Annotated in this window: 14 protein-coding genes; 3 read left to right on the forward strand and 11 right to left on the reverse strand. The window is 67.6% G+C overall.

Annotation, left to right across the window (positions count from 1 at the left end; all coding sequences use genetic code 11):
- The first annotated feature begins 65 nt into the window (after positions 1-65).
- Complete coding sequence (locus VA599_RS07820; protein ID WP_346788169.1) at positions 66-1889, forward strand: tetratricopeptide repeat protein; 1824 nt, start codon at positions 66-68, stop codon at positions 1887-1889.
- A 38-nt stretch (positions 1890-1927) separates the two neighbouring features.
- On the opposite strand, the gene VA599_RS07825 is transcribed toward VA599_RS07820, so the two are convergent.
- The 6 genes from VA599_RS07825 to VA599_RS07850 all read right to left on the reverse strand — a co-directional run bounded on the left by VA599_RS07825 (position 1928) and on the right by VA599_RS07850 (position 6755).
- Positions 1928-3310 (reverse strand): FAD-binding oxidoreductase, encoded by a 1383-nt coding sequence (locus VA599_RS07825; protein WP_346788170.1) that lies wholly within the window; start codon positions 3308-3310, stop codon positions 1928-1930.
- Positions 3311-3336: 26 nt separating this feature from the next.
- Positions 3337-3849, reverse strand: coding sequence for a cupin domain-containing protein (locus VA599_RS07830; RefSeq protein ID WP_346788171.1), 513 nt, complete (start codon positions 3847-3849; stop codon positions 3337-3339).
- Between the two features lie 98 nt (positions 3850-3947).
- Positions 3948-4571 carry a glutathione S-transferase family protein gene (locus tag VA599_RS07835; protein ID WP_346788172.1) on the reverse strand — a complete coding sequence of 208 codons (624 nt, stop codon included), beginning with the start codon at positions 4569-4571 and terminating at the stop codon, positions 3948-3950.
- A gap of 34 nt (positions 4572-4605) precedes the next feature.
- On the reverse strand, positions 4606-6069 hold the full coding sequence (locus VA599_RS07840; protein ID WP_021477973.1) for a sodium:solute symporter family transporter: 1464 nt from the start codon (positions 6067-6069) through the stop codon (positions 4606-4608).
- Positions 6066-6275 carry a DUF485 domain-containing protein gene (locus tag VA599_RS07845; protein WP_021477974.1) on the reverse strand — a complete coding sequence of 70 codons (210 nt, stop codon included), beginning with the start codon at positions 6273-6275 and terminating at the stop codon, positions 6066-6068. The genes VA599_RS07840 and VA599_RS07845 overlap by 4 nt, the downstream gene beginning before the upstream one ends.
- A gap of 39 nt (positions 6276-6314) precedes the next feature.
- Positions 6315-6755 (reverse strand): GNAT family N-acetyltransferase, encoded by a 441-nt coding sequence (locus tag VA599_RS07850; protein ID WP_346788173.1) that lies wholly within the window; start codon positions 6753-6755, stop codon positions 6315-6317.
- 233 nt (positions 6756-6988) lie between these two features.
- Between VA599_RS07850 and VA599_RS07855 the strand changes: the two genes are divergently transcribed.
- Entirely contained in the window at positions 6989-8959 is a 1971-nt protein-coding gene (locus VA599_RS07855) for a phosphocholine-specific phospholipase C (protein WP_346788174.1), read from the forward strand.
- A 42-nt stretch (positions 8960-9001) separates the two neighbouring features.
- Here VA599_RS07855 and VA599_RS07860 read toward each other — a convergent pair whose 3' ends face one another.
- Both VA599_RS07860 and dnaE read right to left on the reverse strand, forming a co-directional pair.
- Positions 9002-9505, reverse strand: a complete 504-nt coding sequence (locus tag VA599_RS07860) for a 2TM domain-containing protein (RefSeq protein WP_104945381.1) — start codon at positions 9503-9505, stop codon at positions 9002-9004.
- A 268-nt stretch (positions 9506-9773) separates the two neighbouring features.
- Positions 9774-13208, reverse strand: a complete 3435-nt coding sequence (dnaE, locus tag VA599_RS07865) for a DNA polymerase III subunit alpha (RefSeq protein ID WP_346788175.1) — start codon at positions 13206-13208, stop codon at positions 9774-9776.
- Positions 13209-13346: 138 nt separating this feature from the next.
- Here dnaE and VA599_RS07870 point away from each other — a divergent pair, with 138 nt between their 5' ends.
- On the forward strand, positions 13347-13940 hold the full coding sequence (locus VA599_RS07870; RefSeq protein ID WP_200862085.1) for a flavin reductase family protein: 594 nt from the start codon (positions 13347-13349) through the stop codon (positions 13938-13940).
- Positions 13941-13947: 7 nt separating this feature from the next.
- Here the strand turns inward: VA599_RS07870 and VA599_RS07875 are convergent, their stop codons facing one another.
- The 3 genes from VA599_RS07875 to VA599_RS07885 form a co-directional block, all read right to left on the reverse strand.
- Positions 13948-14856 carry a VirK/YbjX family protein gene (locus VA599_RS07875; protein WP_346788176.1) on the reverse strand — a complete coding sequence of 303 codons (909 nt, stop codon included), beginning with the start codon at positions 14854-14856 and terminating at the stop codon, positions 13948-13950.
- Positions 14857-14980: 124 nt separating this feature from the next.
- On the reverse strand, positions 14981-16612 hold the full coding sequence (locus VA599_RS07880) for an ArnT family glycosyltransferase (RefSeq protein ID WP_346788177.1): 1632 nt from the start codon (positions 16610-16612) through the stop codon (positions 14981-14983).
- Positions 16605-16856: a PhaM family polyhydroxyalkanoate granule multifunctional regulatory protein gene (locus VA599_RS07885; RefSeq protein WP_021475037.1), complete on the reverse strand. Its 252-nt coding sequence runs from the start codon at positions 16854-16856 to the stop codon at positions 16605-16607. The genes VA599_RS07880 and VA599_RS07885 overlap by 8 nt, the downstream gene beginning before the upstream one ends.
- Between the last annotated feature and the right edge of the window lie 71 nt (positions 16857-16927).

Raw genomic sequence — 16927 nt, forward strand, 5'->3', positions numbered from 1 at the left:
ACGCCGCCTTGCCGGGCGGCGTTTTTGCGTCGATGATCCGGAGTGAAACGATTTCGGAAGCCGCGATGACCCTGCTTTCCCCCGATACGCTTGAAGCCGCGCGCCTGTTGGCCGACGGCGATCTGCAAGGCGCGCTGCGAGCCGCCCAGCGCGGTTTGCAGGCCGAGCCCGGCAATGCGCCGTTGTGGAATCTGCTGGGCGTGTGCGCCGCGCGCCTCGGCCAAGCGCCGTTGGCCGAACAGTGCTGGCGCCAGGCTCTGGCTTTGGAGCCGGCCACGCCGGACGCGCGCTTCAATCTGGGCAGGCTAGCCGAAGAGAGCGGCGACGCGGCCGCCGCCGAAGCTCACTACCGCTCCGAACTGGCGCGCGATCCCGATCATCTGGCGAGCCTGGGCAATCTGGGCAATCTGCTGCAGGACGCCGGCAGGCTGGCCGAGGCCGAAGCCTGCTTCCGCCGCCGGCTGGCTGCCCAGCCTGGGGCGGCCGTCCATTACCAGCTGGGCCGGCTGCTGGATTCGCAGGGCTTAAGTCGCGAGGCGGAAGCGCATCTGCGCGCCTGCCTGGACGAGGCGCCTGACGATGCCGAGGCGCTGCAGCTGCTGGGGCGGCTGCTGGAGGATAGGGGGGAGGCCGGGAAGGCCGAAGCCATGCTGCGGCGCGCGTTGGAGTCGGCGCCGGGCCATGTCGTCGCCGGCAACAATCTGGGTTTGTTGCTGATGGCCCAGCGACGCTGGGACGAGGCGGAGCGGCATTTGCGCGCCGCCCACGCGGCTGCGCCCGGCTCCGCGCTGGCCAATCTGGCCTCGCTGCTGCTCGCCACCGGCCGCGCGGCGGAGGCGGAAAGCCTGGCGCGGCAGGCGCTGGCGACGGAGCCTGGCCGCGCCGACTGGCTGAACCTGCTGGGCCTGGCCTTGCGCGAGCAAGGGCGGGACGACGAGGCCGGGCGGGCATGGGGGCAGGGCCTGGCGTCGGCGCCGAACCACCGCCGGCTGCGGCAGAATCTCGGCTATCTGCAACTGGCGCGCGGCGACTGGGCGGCCGGCTGGGCCAATCACGAGGCGAGGCTGGAGGCGGCCGGCTATCCCGCTTTGCCGACGCCGCGCTGGCAAGGGGAGGACTTGGCGGGGCGGAGGCTGCTGGTGTTGTTCGAGCAGGGCTATGGCGACGCGATCCAGTTCAGCCGCTATTTGAATCCGCTGCTCGAAAAGGGCGCGGTGCGAGTCATCGCGCTATGCCGCGAGCCGCTGTTGCCGCTGTTCCGCCGGCAATGGCCGCAGGTGGAATGGCAGGCGATGGCCGGCGCTTATCCGGCCGACTTTCCGCCGCATGATTGCCATGTGTTTTCGATGAGCCTGCCATGGGTCTTGCGCGCGTTCGAGCCGCGCGCGGAAACCTATCTGCAGGCCGATCCGGCGTTGCGGCAGGCGTGGCGGAAGCGCTTGCCGGCCGGCCGCAACATCGGCCTGGTCTGGCGCGGCCGCGCCGAGCATCCGTTCGACCACTGCCGCTCGTTGCCGGGGCCGGAGGCCTTGCTGCCGCTATTGGTGGATCGAGGCGTCAACTGGATTTCGCTGCAGCCGGAGCCGAGCGATGTCGAACGGCAATGGTTGCTCGAACATGGCGTGGCTGAGTGGGGCTCCCAATTGGGGGATTTCGCCGACAGCGCGGCGTTGCTGGCGGAGCTGGATGGTTTGGTCGCCGTGGACACGGCGATGGCGCACCTGGCGGGCGCGCTGGGCGCGCCTTGCCGGCTGCTGTTGGCCGGAGAGCATGTGGACTGGCGCTGGGGCGTCGATGGCGCTGCGACGCCGTGGTACCGGTCGCTGACGCTGGAGAGGCGGCGGCGCGGGGAGGAATGGGAAGACACTACCGGCCGCTTGGCGATCTGAATCGTTGCCATCCTCTCCGATGGAGCACGCGCGCGGGTTTACAACCACTTGCCCGGATTCATCAGCCCGTCCGGGTCCAGCGCGGCTTTGATGGTCCGCATCAGCTCCAGCGCCAGCGGGTCCTTGTAGCGGACCAGCCAGTCTTTCTTCAACTGGCCGACGCCGTGCTCGGCCGCCAGCGTGCCGCCCAGCCGGTAGACGTGGTCGTAGACGATGGCGTTGACCGCGTCCTCGTCGTCGAACAGGTCGGCGTTGCCGGGCCGGGTGAAGCTGACGTTGTAATGTAGATTGCCGTCGCCGGCATGGCCGAAGGCGACGATGCGCACGCCGGGGAAGGCCTGGTCCAGGTCCGCCGCGCAATCGCGTACCAGCCGCGGCAGCGCCGAGGTGGGCACCGCGATGTCGTGCTTGATGCTGGGGCCGTCCTTGCGCTGGCTTTCCGATATTTCTTCGCGCAGCGTCCACAGCTTGCGGCGCTCGGTTTCGTTTTGCGCGACCACGCCGTCGGTCATGGTTTGCACGGACAGCCATTCCACCAGCGCGTCGTTGAGCGGCGCCGGATCGCCGCCGTCGGACAGCTCGATCAAAATCAGCCACGGCGCGGAGAACGGCATCAGCGACGGATGGTGGCGCAGCAGCACCTGCTGGCAGCTGGCGCCCATCACTTCGAAGGCGGTCAGGCGGTCGCCGAAGCGGTGGCGCAGCCGGTTCAGCCAGTCTATCGCCGTCTCGATGTCTCCGACGCCGACCACCGCGGTGGCATGGGCGCTGGGCAGCGGGTACAGCTTCAGCGTGGCGGCGGTGATCAGGCCCAGCTGGCCTTCCGCGCCGATGAACAGCTGCTTCAGGTCGAGTCCCGTCGTGTCCTTGCGCAGTCCCTGCAGCTGGTTCAGCACCCGGCCGTCAGGCAGCACCGCCTCCAGCCCCAGCGTCAGCTCGCGCATGGTGCCGTAGCGCAGCACCGCCACCCCGCCGGCGTTGGTGGACAGGTTGCCGCCGATCTGGCAGGTCCCTTGCGAGGCCAACGACAGCGGAAACAGCCGGCCGGCGGCTTCGGCCGCCTGCTGCGCCTCCAGCAGCGTGACGCCAGCCTCGACGGTCAGCGCGTTGTTGTCGGTGTCGACATCGCGGATGGCGTTCAGCCGGCGCAGCGCCAGCACCAACTGGCGGCCGCTGCCGTCCGGCGTCGCCGCGCCGCAGGTGGAGGTGTTGCCGCCCTGCGGCACGATGGCCACCTTGTGCGCGCGGCACAGCTTGACCACCTCGGAGACTTCGGCGGTGGAGCCCGGACGCGCGACGGCCAGCGGCGCACCCTGGTAGCGGCGACGCCAGTCCAGCGTGTACGGCGCGGTGTCGATGTCGTTGGTCAGCAGATGTTGCGGGCCGACGATGGCGGCCAAGGCGGGCAGAAAATCGTTCATGCGGATTCCAGTTGGGATGGCGGCTCTCAGAATGGCCCGCCGTTTTCGCGCAGCTTGTCCGGCAGCCCGTCGTGGCCGCCGAGCTCGCGTTCCGGCGCGTCGTCCCAGTGCAGCGCGCCCAGGAACTGGTTGCGTTTGGGATGTACGGCGTAATGGATGCGGTTGTCCGCTCGGTCGGTGTCGCCGACGCAGAGCAGGCGGACGATCTGTTCGGTGTTATTGATGAAGGTGTGGGCCAGGCCGTCTCCGGCCTTGAAGCCCACCGAGTCGCCCGGCTGTAGCCGGTAAAGGCTGCCATCCAGCCAGACATCGGGCGTGCCTTCCAGCACGTGGACGAACTCGTCTTCGGTTTTTTCGGCATGCGGCCAACTGGTGCGGCAGCCCGGCTCCAGCAGCTCATGATGGATGCCGAGCCGGGCGAAGCCGTAGTGCTTGCCCAGCGGGCTGCCGCGCGACAGCGGCTCCTGGCTGCCGGAGTAATAGCGCGGCCTGTCGCTTTGCAGCTCGCTCCAGTGTTTGATGCAGTCGGGTCGGCTCATCAGTTCTCCTCAGTCTTTTTCGCGGCGGTCCGCGCGGCGGGAACAGGGCGCGTCAGCCTTCAACCATACCACTTGCCGGCTTGCCGCGGCCGGCGGGCTTACTCCGGGATGTCCGGCGACATCAGCTCGTCAGGATGCTGCCAGCCCGGCTGGGCGGCGATGCGGGCGAGCCAGGCCTGGATATTTGGCCAGTCGGCGATAGCCAGGCCGGCGTCGGACAGCCACCACAGGTAGCCGCTGAGCGACACGTCGGCGATGCTGATCTGGTCGCCGGCCAGGTAGCGGCGCTCGGCCAGCTCGGCTTCCAGCACCGAGAGGTCGGCGCGCAGCCGCGTTTCCAGCCAGGCTTCCACTTCCGCGCCGGCGGAGCGGTAGGCGCGCGACACGCGCAGATTGGGCAGCGACAGGCCCAGGCGGTTGGTTTCCCAGTTCAGCCATTCGCGCATGCGCTGGCGCTCGCCCAGAGCGCCGCCCAGCGCGCCGTAGCTGTCGGCCAGCCATTGCAGTATCGCGTTCGACTGGCACAGCGGCACGCCGTCGGCCACCAGCACCGGCACTTCGCCGAAGCGGCTGGCGGCGCGGAAGTCTTCCGGCCGCTCGCCGCGCGGCAGCGAGATGTCGATGTGCACGTAGTCATGCGAGATGTCGGCCAGCATCAGCGCCAGCCTCACCTTGTAGCTGTGGCCGGAGTAGCGGTTGCCGTACAGGATCAGATTGCTCATTGCGATAGCTTTCTTTTAATGCGTAGACATCATCTTAGTTCGGCCGGCGCGATCCCAGCCAGGCCGCGGCGAAGGCCAGCGGCAGCGAGAACAGCGCCGGGTTGGTGTAGGGGAACAGCGGCTTGGCGTGGCCCAGCGCGGCCACCCACACCGCCGGGCCGCAGACGATCAGCGCCAGCGACGAAGCGATGCCGGCGACGCCGCCCCACACCACGCCGCGGGCGGTCAGGCCGCGCCAGTTCAGCGCCAGCAGCAATAGAGGAAAATTGGCGGAGGCGGCGATGGCGAAGGCCAGGCCCATCATCACCGCGATGTTCAGCTGCTGGAAGGCGGTGGACAGCAGCATCGCCGCCAGGCCCAGGCCCAGCGTGGCCAGCCGCGACACCTTGAGTTCGCGGCGCGGATCGGCCTGGCCGCGCTTCAGCCAGCTGGCGTACAGATCGTGGCTGACCGCGCTGGCGCCGGCCAGCATCAGTCCGGCCACCACCGCCAGGATGGTGGCGAAGGCCACCGCGGCCACCAGCGCGCGGGCGAAGTCGCCGCCCAGCAGCTCGGCCAGGTGCAGCGCCGCCATATTGCCGCCGCCGATCAGCTTGCCGTCCGCGCCGTGGAATTGCTGATCGGGGCCGATCAGCGTCATCGCGCCGTAGCCGATGATCAGGTTGAGCAGGAAGAAAGCCGCCACAAGCCAGGTAGCGATGCCTACCGAGCGGCGCGCGGCGCGGGCGTCGGCCACGGTGAAGAAGCGCATCAGCACGTGCGGCAGACCCAGCAGGCCCAGGCTCAGGCCCAGGCCCAGCGACAGCGCCTCCACCGGGTTGGCCAGCGCCTGGCTCGGCAGGAAGGCGGCCGCGCCGCGCAGCTGGTGAGCGGCGGCGAACAGCGCGGCCGGGCTGCCGCCGTAGCGTCCCAGTACGCCGGCGGCCAGCAGCAGCGCGCAGACGAACAGCAGGCTGGCCTTGCTGATCTGCACCCAGGTGGCGGCCAGCATGCCGCCCAGCGCCACGTAGGCCATCATCAGCGCGCCCACCAGGCCGACGGCGGCCAGATAGGGCAGGCCGAACAGCAACTCGATCAGCTTGCCGGCGCCCACCAGCTGCACGATCAGATAGCACAGCGTCACCGTCAGCGAACTGGCGATGCTGACCAGGCGCACGCCGGCGTGGTCGAAGCGCTGGCTGAGCACGCCGGCCACCGTGTAGCGGCCGCGCTTGCGCAGCGGTCCGGCCAGCAGCAGCAACAGCAGCGGCCAGCCGGCCAGCGTGCCCACCGCGTAGGCCAGCGAGTCGTAGCCCTGGCCCAGGTACATGCCGGCGGCGCCGAGGAAGGCGGCGGCGGACAGGTAGTCGCCGGCCAGCGCCAAGCCGTTCTGCCAGGCGGGCAGACGGCCGCCGGCGGTGTAGAAGTCATTGAGGGAGGCGGTGCGGCGGCGGGCGGCGGCGGTCAGGCCCAGGGTCAGCAGCGTCAGCGCCAGGAACAGCAGCTGGGACGCGCTCATGCGTCCTCCCCGTCGCCCACGCGGCTGTACAGCGTGGATACTAGGCACAGCAGCAGGATCACCGCCAGCGCCAGCAGGATGGACAGCGGCAGGCCGGCGACGCAGCCGGACAGCCAGTCCGGGCGCAGCGCCAGGACCAGGAAATAGCCGAGGCAGGCGGCCAGGGTGAGGGCGGCCAGCAGGCGCTGTAGCAATGCGGACTTCATCGGCGCTTCAATCGGGCAAAAGCGCCAGTGTAGCGCATGTCAGCCGGGTTGCCACTCCAGCAGCAAGCGGGCCTCGCCGGGGCCGAAGTAGTCGGCCTCCGCGCCGATCTCGGCGAAACCCAGCTTGCGGTACAGCGCCGCCGCCGGATTGGCCGGGTCCACGGTCAGGCGGATGCTGCGTGCGCGCGGCTGCATCGCCTGCAGCGCCGCCAGCATCAAGGCCTTGCCGGCGCCGCGGCCGCGGCAGGACGGCAGCAGCGCCAGCGACAGCAGCCACAACTGGTCCGGCTCCTGGGACGGCGCGCCCAGCGCGTAGCCGGCGGGCGCGCCGGTCTCGTCTTCGGCCAGCCAGAACCAGTCCGGCCACAGGTCCAGCGCCTGGCGGAAAAAGAAGTCGGGGTAGACGTGGCTGCCGAACACCGCCTGCTCGATGGCGAACACGGCGGGAAGGTCGGACAGGCGGACCTGGCGTAACTGCATGGCGGGCATCCTGCTTGGGTGTGTCGAGCGGGCAAGGTTAATCGATGCGCGCCGGATGGAAAAGGGAAGCGGACGCGGCGGACCGAATCCGGTTTCGCTGTCCGGTCTGCCAGCGGCGCCTCGCCGATCGCCGCCGGCTGTCCTTTAATCAAGCCATCACATTGCATGAGCACACTGCGCGCTTGGCCTGGCTTGCCAGGGTCATGAATCCTGAAAATTTACGGAGCGTTGTCATGAGCGAGATGTCACGTCGTGAGTTTATCAAGCTGTCGGCCGCCGGCATGGCCGCCGGCGCGCTGCCGCCGGGCCTTGCCGCCGCGATGGCGATACGTCCGGCCGGGCGCAGCCTGTCGGCGGTCAAGCATGTGGTGGTGTTCATGCAGGAAAATCGGTCTTTCGACCATTATTTCGGCGCGCTGGGCGGCGCGCGCGGCTTCGGCGACCGCAGCGCGCTGCAGCTGCGCAACGGCAGCAGCGTGTTCCGCCAGCCCAATCTGTCCAACGGCGAATACCCGTTCCGCCTGGACACCAGCCGCACCAACGCCCAGTACCTGACCGATCTGGACCACTCCTGGACCGGCACCCACGCCGCCTGGAACCAGGGCAAGTACGATGGCTGGATCGCGGCCAAGAGCAGCCTGACCATGGGCTACTTCACCCGCGCAGACATTCCTTACCATTACGCGCTGGCCGACGCCTTCACGCTGTGCGACCACTATTTCTGCTCGGTGCAGGGGCCGACCAATCCCAACCGACTCTACCTGTGGAGCGGCATGGTGGACCCGGCCGGCAAGAACGGCGGGCCGGTGATAGACAACAGCGAGAAGGGCTACAGCTGGACCACCTATCCGGAGCGGCTGCAGGCGGCCGGCGTCAGCTGGAAGGTGTACCAAGTGCTGGGCGACAACTACGACGACAACGCGCTGGCCTGGTTCAACCAGTACCGCAGCGCCAAGCCGGGCAATCCGTTGTGCGACCGCGGCATGAGCTCGGTGCCCAAGGTCAGCGGCAACTCGGTGCAGGATCTGGTGGCCGCCATCCGCAACGACGCGGTCAACGGCACGCTGCCGCAGGTGTCGTGGATCGTCGCGCCGGAAGCGTATTCCGAACACCCGAGCGCGCCGCCGGCCGCCGGCGCCTACCTGCTGGACCGCGTGCTGCAGGCGCTGACCGCCAATCCGGACGTATGGGCGTCCACCGTGCTGCTGCTCAATTACGACGAAAACGACGGCCTGTTCGATCACATGCCGCCGCCGGTGCCGCCGGCAGGAACCGCCGCCGAGTTCATCGGCGGCAAGCCCATCGGCCTGGGGCCGCGGGTGCCGATGCTGGTGCTGTCGCCGTGGAGCCGCGGCGGCCATGTCTGTTCGCAAGTGTTCGACCACACCTCGGTGATCCGCTTCCTGGAAACCTGGACCGGCGTGCAGGAGCCGAACATCTCGGCCTGGCGCCGGCAGGTCTGCGGCGATCTTTCCAGCGCGCTGGATTTCTCCAATCGCAACCCCAGCGTGCCGGCCTTCCCCGATACCGCCGCGCTGCTGACCCAGGCGCAGCAGAGCAAGAACTGGCCGGCGCCGACCGCGCCGGTGCCGGGCCAGATGCCGCTGGCCGATGGCGGCCGCCGTCCGGCGCGGGCGCTGCCTTACCAGTGCAACGGCTACGGCAGCACCGACGTCGCCGGCGGCATCTTCTGGACGCACATGCAGAACAGCGGCAGCCAGGCTGTCCACTATTCGATCTACGCCAACCAGTACCGCAGCGACGGCCCGTGGCAGTACGACGTGCCGGCCGGCGGCGAGATCAAGGACTATTTCCACGCCCAGACTTACGGCGGCGGGTTCTACGACCTGACGATGTATGGCCCGAACGGCTTCCTGCGCCGCTTCGTCGGCAATCTCCGCAGCGCGACCGGCGTGCTGGAGGCGGTGGGCGCGGCATCGGTGGTGGCGGGCGTGCCGCAGTTGACGCTGCAGCTGAGCAACGGCGGCAAATCGCCGGTGACCTTCCAGATCAGCGGCAACGGCTACGGCGGCTCCGCGCCGCAGCAGGTCAGCGTGGCGAACGGCGGCAGCCAGATACTGAGCTGGAACCTGTCCGGCGTGTACGGCTGGTACGACTTCACCGTCAGTTGCACTAACGACGCCAACTTCCTGCGCCGCCTGGTCGGCCACGTGGAAACCGGCGCCGCCAGCGTCACCGGCTGAGCGGTGCCCAGGCCTGGCGGGCGCCGCTCAGGCGTCCGCTTGTCAGGACGACAGCTTGCGGCCCAGCCGCTTCTCCACCTGCCGCTTCTCCCAGTCCGGGCCCAGGATGGGCAGCAGCTCGAAAGTGTTGACCGCCTGCAGCAGCAGGCCTATGCCCCAACCCAGCGCCGGCCAGACCACCCATAGTCGGTGCGGCGAGGTCAGCAGATTGACCGCGGCCAGCAGCGCCATCACCAGCGCGTATTGCGCCAGGTGGCGGTAAAAGCGCTTGAGGCGGTTCACGTGTTGCAGCGCCAGCATTTCTTCCAGTTCGCGGGAGGCTACTGGCGCGGCGGCGGTATCGGGGGCGGTCAAGTCGGTCATGGCGGGCTCCTGGTTCAGTTCCGAGAAATCGATCTCGAACACGGAGGCCAGCGACTTCAGCGACTCGACGCTGGCGCCCTGGCCGCGCTCGATGCGCTGGACGGTGCGCACGCTCAGACCGCTCAGATCAGCCAGTTGTTGTTGCGACCAGCCGCGTTGTAGCCTCAGTTTCTGTATCAGCATAAAACCTCCGTTCGATCACTGGACGCAGTGTGGCGGCGCTTAGGGCAAGAGACAACGACAGCGGGGCGACAGATAGGCGACAGCGGAGCGACAATGCCCGCCAGGCTTGGGTTTCCAGCTGACGCCGGCCAGGCGCCGCCCGCGTTTCAGGCGCTCATCGGCATGATAGGGACAGGGAGCGGCCGCTGGCAAGGCGGCGCGCCGGAATGAAAAACGCCGCCGTTCGAGCGAACGGCGGCGCGGGAAGAAGCGGCTTGGCGCCGGGGCCTTACCACAGCACTCTGACCTTGCCTTCTCCCAGCCACTCGGTCAGCGCCAGCAGCAGGCCGTCGTCCAGGCGCACGCCCCATTCCTGCGGCAGCATCAGTTCGCCCTTGGCCTTGCCGTTGTTGTAGGCCAGCCGCACCAGGCTGCCGGCGTCCTGGCTCTTGAACGGATGCAGTTCCGCCTTCAGGCGGGCGATGTCGGGCTTGGCCGGCAGCTGCAGCGCCAGGCCGCGGGCGTAGCGGCTGCGCGCCTCGCCCAGGCTGTGCAGCTTGTCTACGACGATGCGCAGGCCGCCGGAGAAGCTGTCCTCGCTGACTTTGCCTTCCACCACCAGCACCACGTCCTCCTTCAGCTTGTCGCGGTTCAGCTCGAAGCTCTCGGCGAACAGGCTGACTTCCAGCTTGGCGGTGCCGTCGTCCAGCTGGACGAAGGCCATCTTGCCGCGGTTGCCCACCTTGACCCGGATGCCGGTGACGAAGCCGGCCAACAGCTGCGGCTCCTTGCGTGGGCTGAGGCGGGACAGCGTGGTCTTGATGAAGCCGCGCACTTCTTTCTCGTAAGAGGAGAACGGGTGGTCGGACAGGTAGAAGCCGATCGCGAGCTTTTCCTCGGCCAGCTTGACCGCGTCGCTCCACGGCCGGGTGGCCACCATTTCCACCGCCGGCGCGACGTCGTCGCCGAACATGTCGAACAGGCCGCCCTGGTTGGCGTTGGCGTGCTCCTGCTCGGCGGCTTCCATCGCCAGGCCGACGTTGGCGAACAGCAGCGCGCGGTTGGGTTCGATGGCGTCGAAGGCGCCGGCGCGGATCAGCGCCTCGATCACGCGCTTGTTGACCAGCTTCTTGTCGGTGCGTTTGCAGAAATCGAACAGGTCGGTGAACGGTCCGCCGGCTTCGCGCGCCTCGACGATGTGGTTGACCGCCGATTCGCCGGTGCCCTTGATCGCACCCAGCGCGTAGCGGATTTGCTTGCGGTTGACCGGCACGAAGCGGTAGAAGCCGTGGTTGACGTCTGGCGGCAGGAAATCGATGCCGTTCTTGCTGTCCTGGCAGTCGTCGTAGAACACCTTCAGCTGGTCGGTGTTGTCCAATTCGGTGGACATCGTCGCCGCCATGTAGGCCGCGCAGTGGTGGGCCTTCAGCCAGGCGGTGTGGTAGGCCACCAGCGCGTAGGCGGCGGCGTGCGACTTGTTGAAGCCGTAGCCTGCGAACTTCTCCATGTAGTCGAAGATTTCGTTGGCCTTGGATTCCGGAATGGCCTGCTTGTCGGCGCCTTCCACGAACATGGCGCGCTGCGCCACCATTTCCTCGACCTTCTTCTTGCCCATCGCGCGGCGCAGCAAGTCGGCGCCGCCGAGAGAGTAGCCGCCGATCACCTGGGCCGACTGCATCACCTGCTCCTGGTACACCATGATGCCGTAGGTCGGCGCCAGCACCGGCTCCAACAGCGGGTGCAGGTACTCGAACTTGGCGCCGTGCATACGCTGGATGAAGTCCGGGATCAGGTCCATCGGGCCCGGGCGGTACAAGGCCACGAAGGCGATGATTTCCTCGAACTTGCTGGGCTTGGCCTCCACCAGCATCTTCTTCATGCCGGTGGACTCGAACTGGAACACGGCGGTGGTGTTGGCGGTGGCGAACACCTTGTAGGCGGGCTTGTCGTCCAGCGGCAGGTGGGCGACGTCCACGTCCTCGCCGGTGGTGTCCTTGATGTACTTCTGCGCCAGCTCGATGATTGTCAGGTTGCGCAGGCCCAGGAAGTCGAACTTCACCAGGCCGATCTGCTCGACGTCGTCCTTGTCGAACTGGGAGACGGGCGAGGCGCCGTCGCCGCTGGCGATGTACAGCGGACAGAAGTCGGTCAGCTTGCCCGGCGCGATCAAGACGCCGCCGGCGTGCATGCCGATGCCGCGGGTCAGGTCTTCCAGCGTCATCGCCAGCTCGATCAGCTCGCCCGCGCCTTCGCTCTCGATGATCTCGCCGATCTGAGGCTCCACCTCCATCGCCTTGGTCAGGCTCAGCGGCTTGTTGGCCTCGAGCGGAATCAGCTTGGACAGGCGGTCGCACAGGCCGAAGGGCAGGTCCAGCACCCGGCCGACGTCGCGGATCACCGACTTGGACGACATGGTGCCGAAGGTGGCGATCTGGCTCACCGCCTCCTCGCCGTACTTGCGGCGGGTGTATTCGATCACCCGCCAGCGGTTTTCCTGGCAGAAGTCGACGTCGAAGTCGGGCATGGACACCCGTTCCGGGTTCAGGAAGCGTTCGAACAGCAGCGCGTACTTCAGCGGATCCAGATCGGTGATGGACAGGCTGTAGGCCACCAGCGAGCCGGCGCCGGAACCCCGGCCCGGACCCACCGGGCAGCCGTTGGCCTTGCCCCACTGGATGAAGTCCGCCACGATCAGGAAGTAGCCGGGGAAGCCCATCTGGATGATGGTGTCGCACTCGAACTTCAGCCGGGCGTCGTACTCCGGGCGTTTCTCCAGGCGTTCCGCCTCGTCCGGGTACAGCTGCTTCAGCCGCTCCTCCAGGCCGCGCTGGGCTTCGTGGACCAGGAAGTCGTCCAGCGACATGCCGTCCGGCGTCGGGAACAGCGGCAGGTAGTTCTTGCCTAGCACCACCGAGATATTGCAGCGCTTGGCGATTTCGACCGTGTTGGCCAGCGCCTCCGGGATATCGGCGAAGCGGGCTTCCATTTCTTCGGCGCTGAGGAAATACTGGCATTCGTTGAAGCTGCGCGGCCGGCGTTTGTCGCCCAGGGTGTAGCCTTCTGCGATGCACACTCGCGCCTCGTGCGCCTTGAAGTCTTCCTTCTCCATGAACTGGATCGGGTGGGTGGCGACTACCGGCAGCTCCAGCTCGCCGGCCAGCCACAGCGTGGCCTGCACCACGTTTTCCACCTGGGCGCTGTCCACGCGCTGGATTTCCAGATAGAACGCGCCCGGGAACAGCTTTTCCCAGTACTCCGCGCGGCGTCGCGCCTCGTCGCGCTGGCCCATGGACAAGGCGATGCCGACGTCGCCCAGGTGGGCGCCGGACAGGCACAGCAGGTTGCTGTTGTCGCCGGACGCCAGCCATTCGCGCTTGATCTCGGCGCGGCCGCGGTACTGGTTGTGGCTGAACGCCTCGGTCAGCAGTTCGCACAGCCGGCGGTAGCCCTCGCGGTTCTTCGCCGTCAGCAGCAAACGGTAAGGCTTGTCCCGGTCTTCCTCGTTCTCCAGCCAGATGTCGGCCGACACGATGGGCTTGATGCCCTTGTTGCGGCAGCTCTTGTAGAACTTGACCATGCCGAACAGATTCATCAGGTCGGACGCGCCGAGCGCGGGCATCTGATCCTTGACGGCGCGCTTGACCGCGTCGTCGAGGCGGACGATGCCGTCGGTGATGGAAAACTCCGAGTGGAGGCGAAGATGGACAAAGCGGGGTGCGTTCATCCCGGCATTTTAACGGCTGGCGCTGTGGCAAACCAGTTGAATCGCCGACAAAAAGCGGCTGGTGCGGCGGCGGCCATGCACATTAGAATGTTGGCATTCGAAGTCTGACGCAGGTGAAAGAACGAGATGGAGTTCAATGTGCAGCAATTGGAACGGACGAATCTGTATCAGCTGCTGGTGGGCTGCGTGTTGCCGCGTCCCATCGCCTGGGTCAGCACTCAGGATTTGAAAGGCGTGTGCAATCTGGCGCCGTTTTCCTTCTTCAACGTGATGAGCGTCAATCCGCCGCTGCTCGGCATCAGCATCCTGAAGCAGGCGCCGGAGCGGGACAAGGACACGCTGGCCAATATCCGCCTGACTGGCGAGCTGGTGGTCAACATCGTCAGCCAGCCGCTGGCGGCGGCGATGAACGCCAGTTGCGGCGCCTATCCGGCCGACATCGACGAGTTCGAGCTGGCCGGCGTGGCCAAGATGGGCAGCGTGACGGTCAAGCCGCCGGGCGTGGCCGAGGCGCCGGTGAGGCTGGAGTGCGCGTTGCACCAGTGCCTGACCTTCGGCCACGGCAGCGGCGCCGGCAACCTGGTGCTGGCCGAAGTGAAATACATCCATGTCGCCGACGGCCTGTGGCGCGACGGCGCGATAGACGAGCAGGCCTTGCAGGCGGTGGGCAAGCTGGGCGGCAACCGCTACAGCCTGGCAGAGGAGGCGTTCACGCTGGAGCGCCCGGCCTGACCGGACTTCAAACGGCGGCCAGGGTCTGGGCGGTGAGATCGTCCAGCAGGTTGTAGCGGCGCTGGTATTCCGAACGCTTCTTGCTGGCGATGTCGGTCATCGCCTTGCGCGGCAGCGTCAGCGGGATGCGGTAGAAGCGCAGCTTGTCGTCCGCGGCCTCGGCTTCCATGGTTTGCCAGAAGCTGTCGTAGTCGGCGAAGAAATGCCGGCGATAGCGCCAGGAGCTGTAGATGTGCTCCCTGTTGCCGACTGCCAGAATCTCGTCCGCGCCGATCTTGCGCGCCAGCGCGGTCAGCGCTTCCATCGCCAGCCGTTTCGGGAACAGGCCATGGGCGGCCTTGGTCGCCAGCTGCACCTGCTCCGCGCCATAGGGTTTGCGCGGGCCCTGCAGGCCGCCGATCACTATCGCCATCTTGTCGCCGCGGCGGGTCAGCGTGAAGGTCAGCGTGGCCAGCGGCACTTGCTCCGCGTCGCAAACCTGCAGCGACATTTCCCCTTCCTTGTCGAAGTTGTGTTGATGCGTGAGCAGCAACAGCAGGCGGCAATCGTTCTTGCCGGCGATATCGGCCAGGCGCAGCGGCGCGCTGGACAGCAACTGGGCGCGGATGTCGGCGGAGAAGCGCTGCTCCAGCAGCTGGTAGTGCGCGCATAGCGCCTCCAGCTTGCCGCGGCATCCCAGCGAGCGGTACAGGTAGGGGCGGTGGAGCTTGCTGGCCAGCCGTGGATTGCGGCGCAGATAGGTCAATAGCGTCTGCGACTGGCGGAAGGTATCCAGCCAGCGCAGCGTCCACGGCAGCGTCAGCATGCCGCGGAAGACGAATTTGAAGCGGTTCTTGCCTTGATCGAAACCGTCGCGCCGGGAGAACTCACCCGTCGCCAGCGACCAGAACAAATCCACGGAGTTTGTGACAGTCATGCAATACCTCATCCTTGGGAATGTCAGGATAAGATAAATTTGCACAAGAATTTGTTAATAGTTATGTGGGACAGTGTGACGGAATGTGACGCAGGATAGCGCTGTCATGATGAAAAATGCCAATTCACCTCAGGCTATACAAGCGGAAGCGTTCCTTGTGGTCGCCCGGCCGTTGGAAAACGTAGACGGGATACAATTTGTCGTAGGGCGGCGGAATCTGGTCGTGCAGCGTTTGCAGCAGCAGCCAGCGGCAGCTGCCGGAGCCGCCCGCGGCTTCCAGGCGTTGCGTGCGCAGGCCCGCGTAGTATTCCAGCAAGGCGCGCTGGGGCTCGCCCAGGCCCAGGCTGGCGACGCAGTCTCCGGGCCGGATCAGGGCCGCCGGGCCGGGTTTCAGCGCGGCGAAGGCTTCGCGGTAGCGCATGCCGTGGTCCAACGCCGGCAGCCATAGCGTAGCCATGCCGCACCAGAGCAGGGTCAGGCCAACGCTCCAGCGCCAGATCAGGCGATAACCGTCGGCCAATGGCTGCCGCCAGCACCAGACGAGCAGCGCCGCCGCGGCGGCGAACAGCAGCCAGCGCCCGGGCTGGAACTGCGGCGTCCAGCCATGGAAGCGTCTGCCCAGCCATTCCCGCGCGGGATGGATGTCCAGGGGGAAGCTCAGCGCGGCGGCGCAGAGCAGCATATAGGCGGTCAGCGCGCACAGCAGCAGCGCCAGCGCGATGTTGAGCCAGCGCGGGGGGCGGCCCAGGCCGCGCAGCCCCGCCACGGCCAGCAGCGCCAGCGGCGGCAACAGCGGCAGCGCGTACAGTTCGCGGGCGTCTGCCGCCGAGGCCAGCACCGCCAGCGTGCAGCCGGCCACCGCCAGCGGCGGCAGGATGGCGGGCCAGTCCTGCCGCGCGCGCGCGGCGCGCCATAGCGCGAACAGCGCCAGAGGCCAGGTCGGCAGCGCGTACCAGGGCAGGGTCAGTCCGTAGAAGCCGCGCGCGGCGCGCGGTCCCAGGTGGACGGTGCCGCGGAAGCGGCCGAAGTTATTGGCGTCCAGCCAGAGATGAAACAGCTCGGGGCTGCGCTGGTACAGGCTGACCATCCACCACAGCGGCAGCGGCAGCGCGGCGGCCAGCGCGATGGCGAGGGTTTTCAGATAGGCGGGCCGGCGGTAGTCGCGATGCGCGAGCAGCGCCAGCGCGGCGGCGGCCAGACAGCCCGGGCCGAGCAGGCCCTTGCTGAGGAAGGCGATGGCGGCGCCGGCGCCCAGCATCAGCCCGGCGGATAGCGGGCGGATCAACGCCAGGCTCAATCCCGCCAATCCCCAGCAGAAGCCGGCCAGCAGTGCGGTGTCGGTGATCAGTTGATGGGCGCGCAGCGGCAGGCCGACGGTGCCGATCAGCAGCACCAGCGCCCAGCGGCCATGCCCGGGGCCGAACAGGCCTCGCGCGGCGGCGGCAAGCCCCAGCCAGGCGATCAGGTTCCAGAAGCCGGCGGCGAGCCGGGCGGCGTCGGGCGCGCCCAGCCAGCCCTCGAACAGACGCATGGTCCAGGCGGCGCTGATGAAGAACAGCGGCGGCTTTTCCATGAAGGGTTCGCCGGCCAGCGTGGGCACCACCCAGTCGCCGCTGGCGGCGATATGGCGCACCAGGCCGAAGGTGTAGGCTTCGTCAGGCTTCCAGGGTTCGTGGCCGACCAGGCCCGGCAGCAGCCACAGCAGGCACAGCGCCAAAAGCGGCGCCCAGCGCAGCGGAGCCCGGGGCTCAGCCAATGGGCGGGTCTTTCGGCCGCATCGAGTGCAAGGCGGCTTTCTGCATTTCCAGCGTCTTGATCTGCATCGCCAGCACGCCCATGTTCATGGTCAGCCAGCCTTCCACCACTTTCAGCTCGGCCAGCTTGCGGTCGATCTCCTCTTCCGACATCGGCGGCAGGAAGGCCTGCATGCCGGGCGGCGTGGCTTGTTGCCAGAACTGGCGGAACAGGGCGAACGGGTCGTTGTGGTTTTCTTGGCTCATCGACATTTTCCTGCAATGAAAAACGGGCAAGCGATGCTTGCCCGTTCAGTATAAGACGCCTGAGACGCCGG

Origin of the sequence: Chromobacterium indicum (genome assembly GCF_039708975.1) — a bacterium.
GTDB lineage: Bacteria > Pseudomonadota > Gammaproteobacteria > Burkholderiales > Chromobacteriaceae > Chromobacterium > Chromobacterium piscinae.

Bases quoted from the DNA above. Each gene is read 5' to 3' on its own strand.
- VA599_RS07820 (WP_346788169.1), top strand. From the start codon at position 66: ATGACCCTGCTTTCCCCCGATACGCTTGAAGCCGCGCGCCTGTTGGCC.
- VA599_RS07825 (WP_346788170.1), bottom strand. From the start codon at position 3,310: ATGAACGATTTTCTGCCCGCCTTGGCCGCCATCGTCGGCCCGCAACAT.
- VA599_RS07830 (WP_346788171.1), bottom strand. From the start codon at position 3,849: ATGAGCCGACCCGACTGCATCAAACACTGGAGCGAGCTGCAAAGCGAC.
- VA599_RS07835 (WP_346788172.1), bottom strand. From the start codon at position 4,571: ATGAGCAATCTGATCCTGTACGGCAACCGCTACTCCGGCCACAGCTAC.
- VA599_RS07840 (WP_021477973.1), bottom strand. From the start codon at position 6,069: ATGAGCGCGTCCCAGCTGCTGTTCCTGGCGCTGACGCTGCTGACCCTG.
- VA599_RS07845 (WP_021477974.1), bottom strand. From the start codon at position 6,275: ATGAAGTCCGCATTGCTACAGCGCCTGCTGGCCGCCCTCACCCTGGCC.
- VA599_RS07850 (WP_346788173.1), bottom strand. From the start codon at position 6,755: ATGCAGTTACGCCAGGTCCGCCTGTCCGACCTTCCCGCCGTGTTCGCC.
- VA599_RS07855 (WP_346788174.1), top strand. From the start codon at position 6,989: ATGAGCGAGATGTCACGTCGTGAGTTTATCAAGCTGTCGGCCGCCGGC.
- VA599_RS07860 (WP_104945381.1), bottom strand. From the start codon at position 9,505: ATGCTGATACAGAAACTGAGGCTACAACGCGGCTGGTCGCAACAACAA.
- dnaE (WP_346788175.1), bottom strand. From the start codon at position 13,208: ATGAACGCACCCCGCTTTGTCCATCTTCGCCTCCACTCGGAGTTTTCC.
- VA599_RS07875 (WP_346788176.1), bottom strand. From the start codon at position 14,856: ATGACTGTCACAAACTCCGTGGATTTGTTCTGGTCGCTGGCGACGGGT.
- VA599_RS07885 (WP_021475037.1), bottom strand. From the start codon at position 16,856: ATGAGCCAAGAAAACCACAACGACCCGTTCGCCCTGTTCCGCCAGTTC.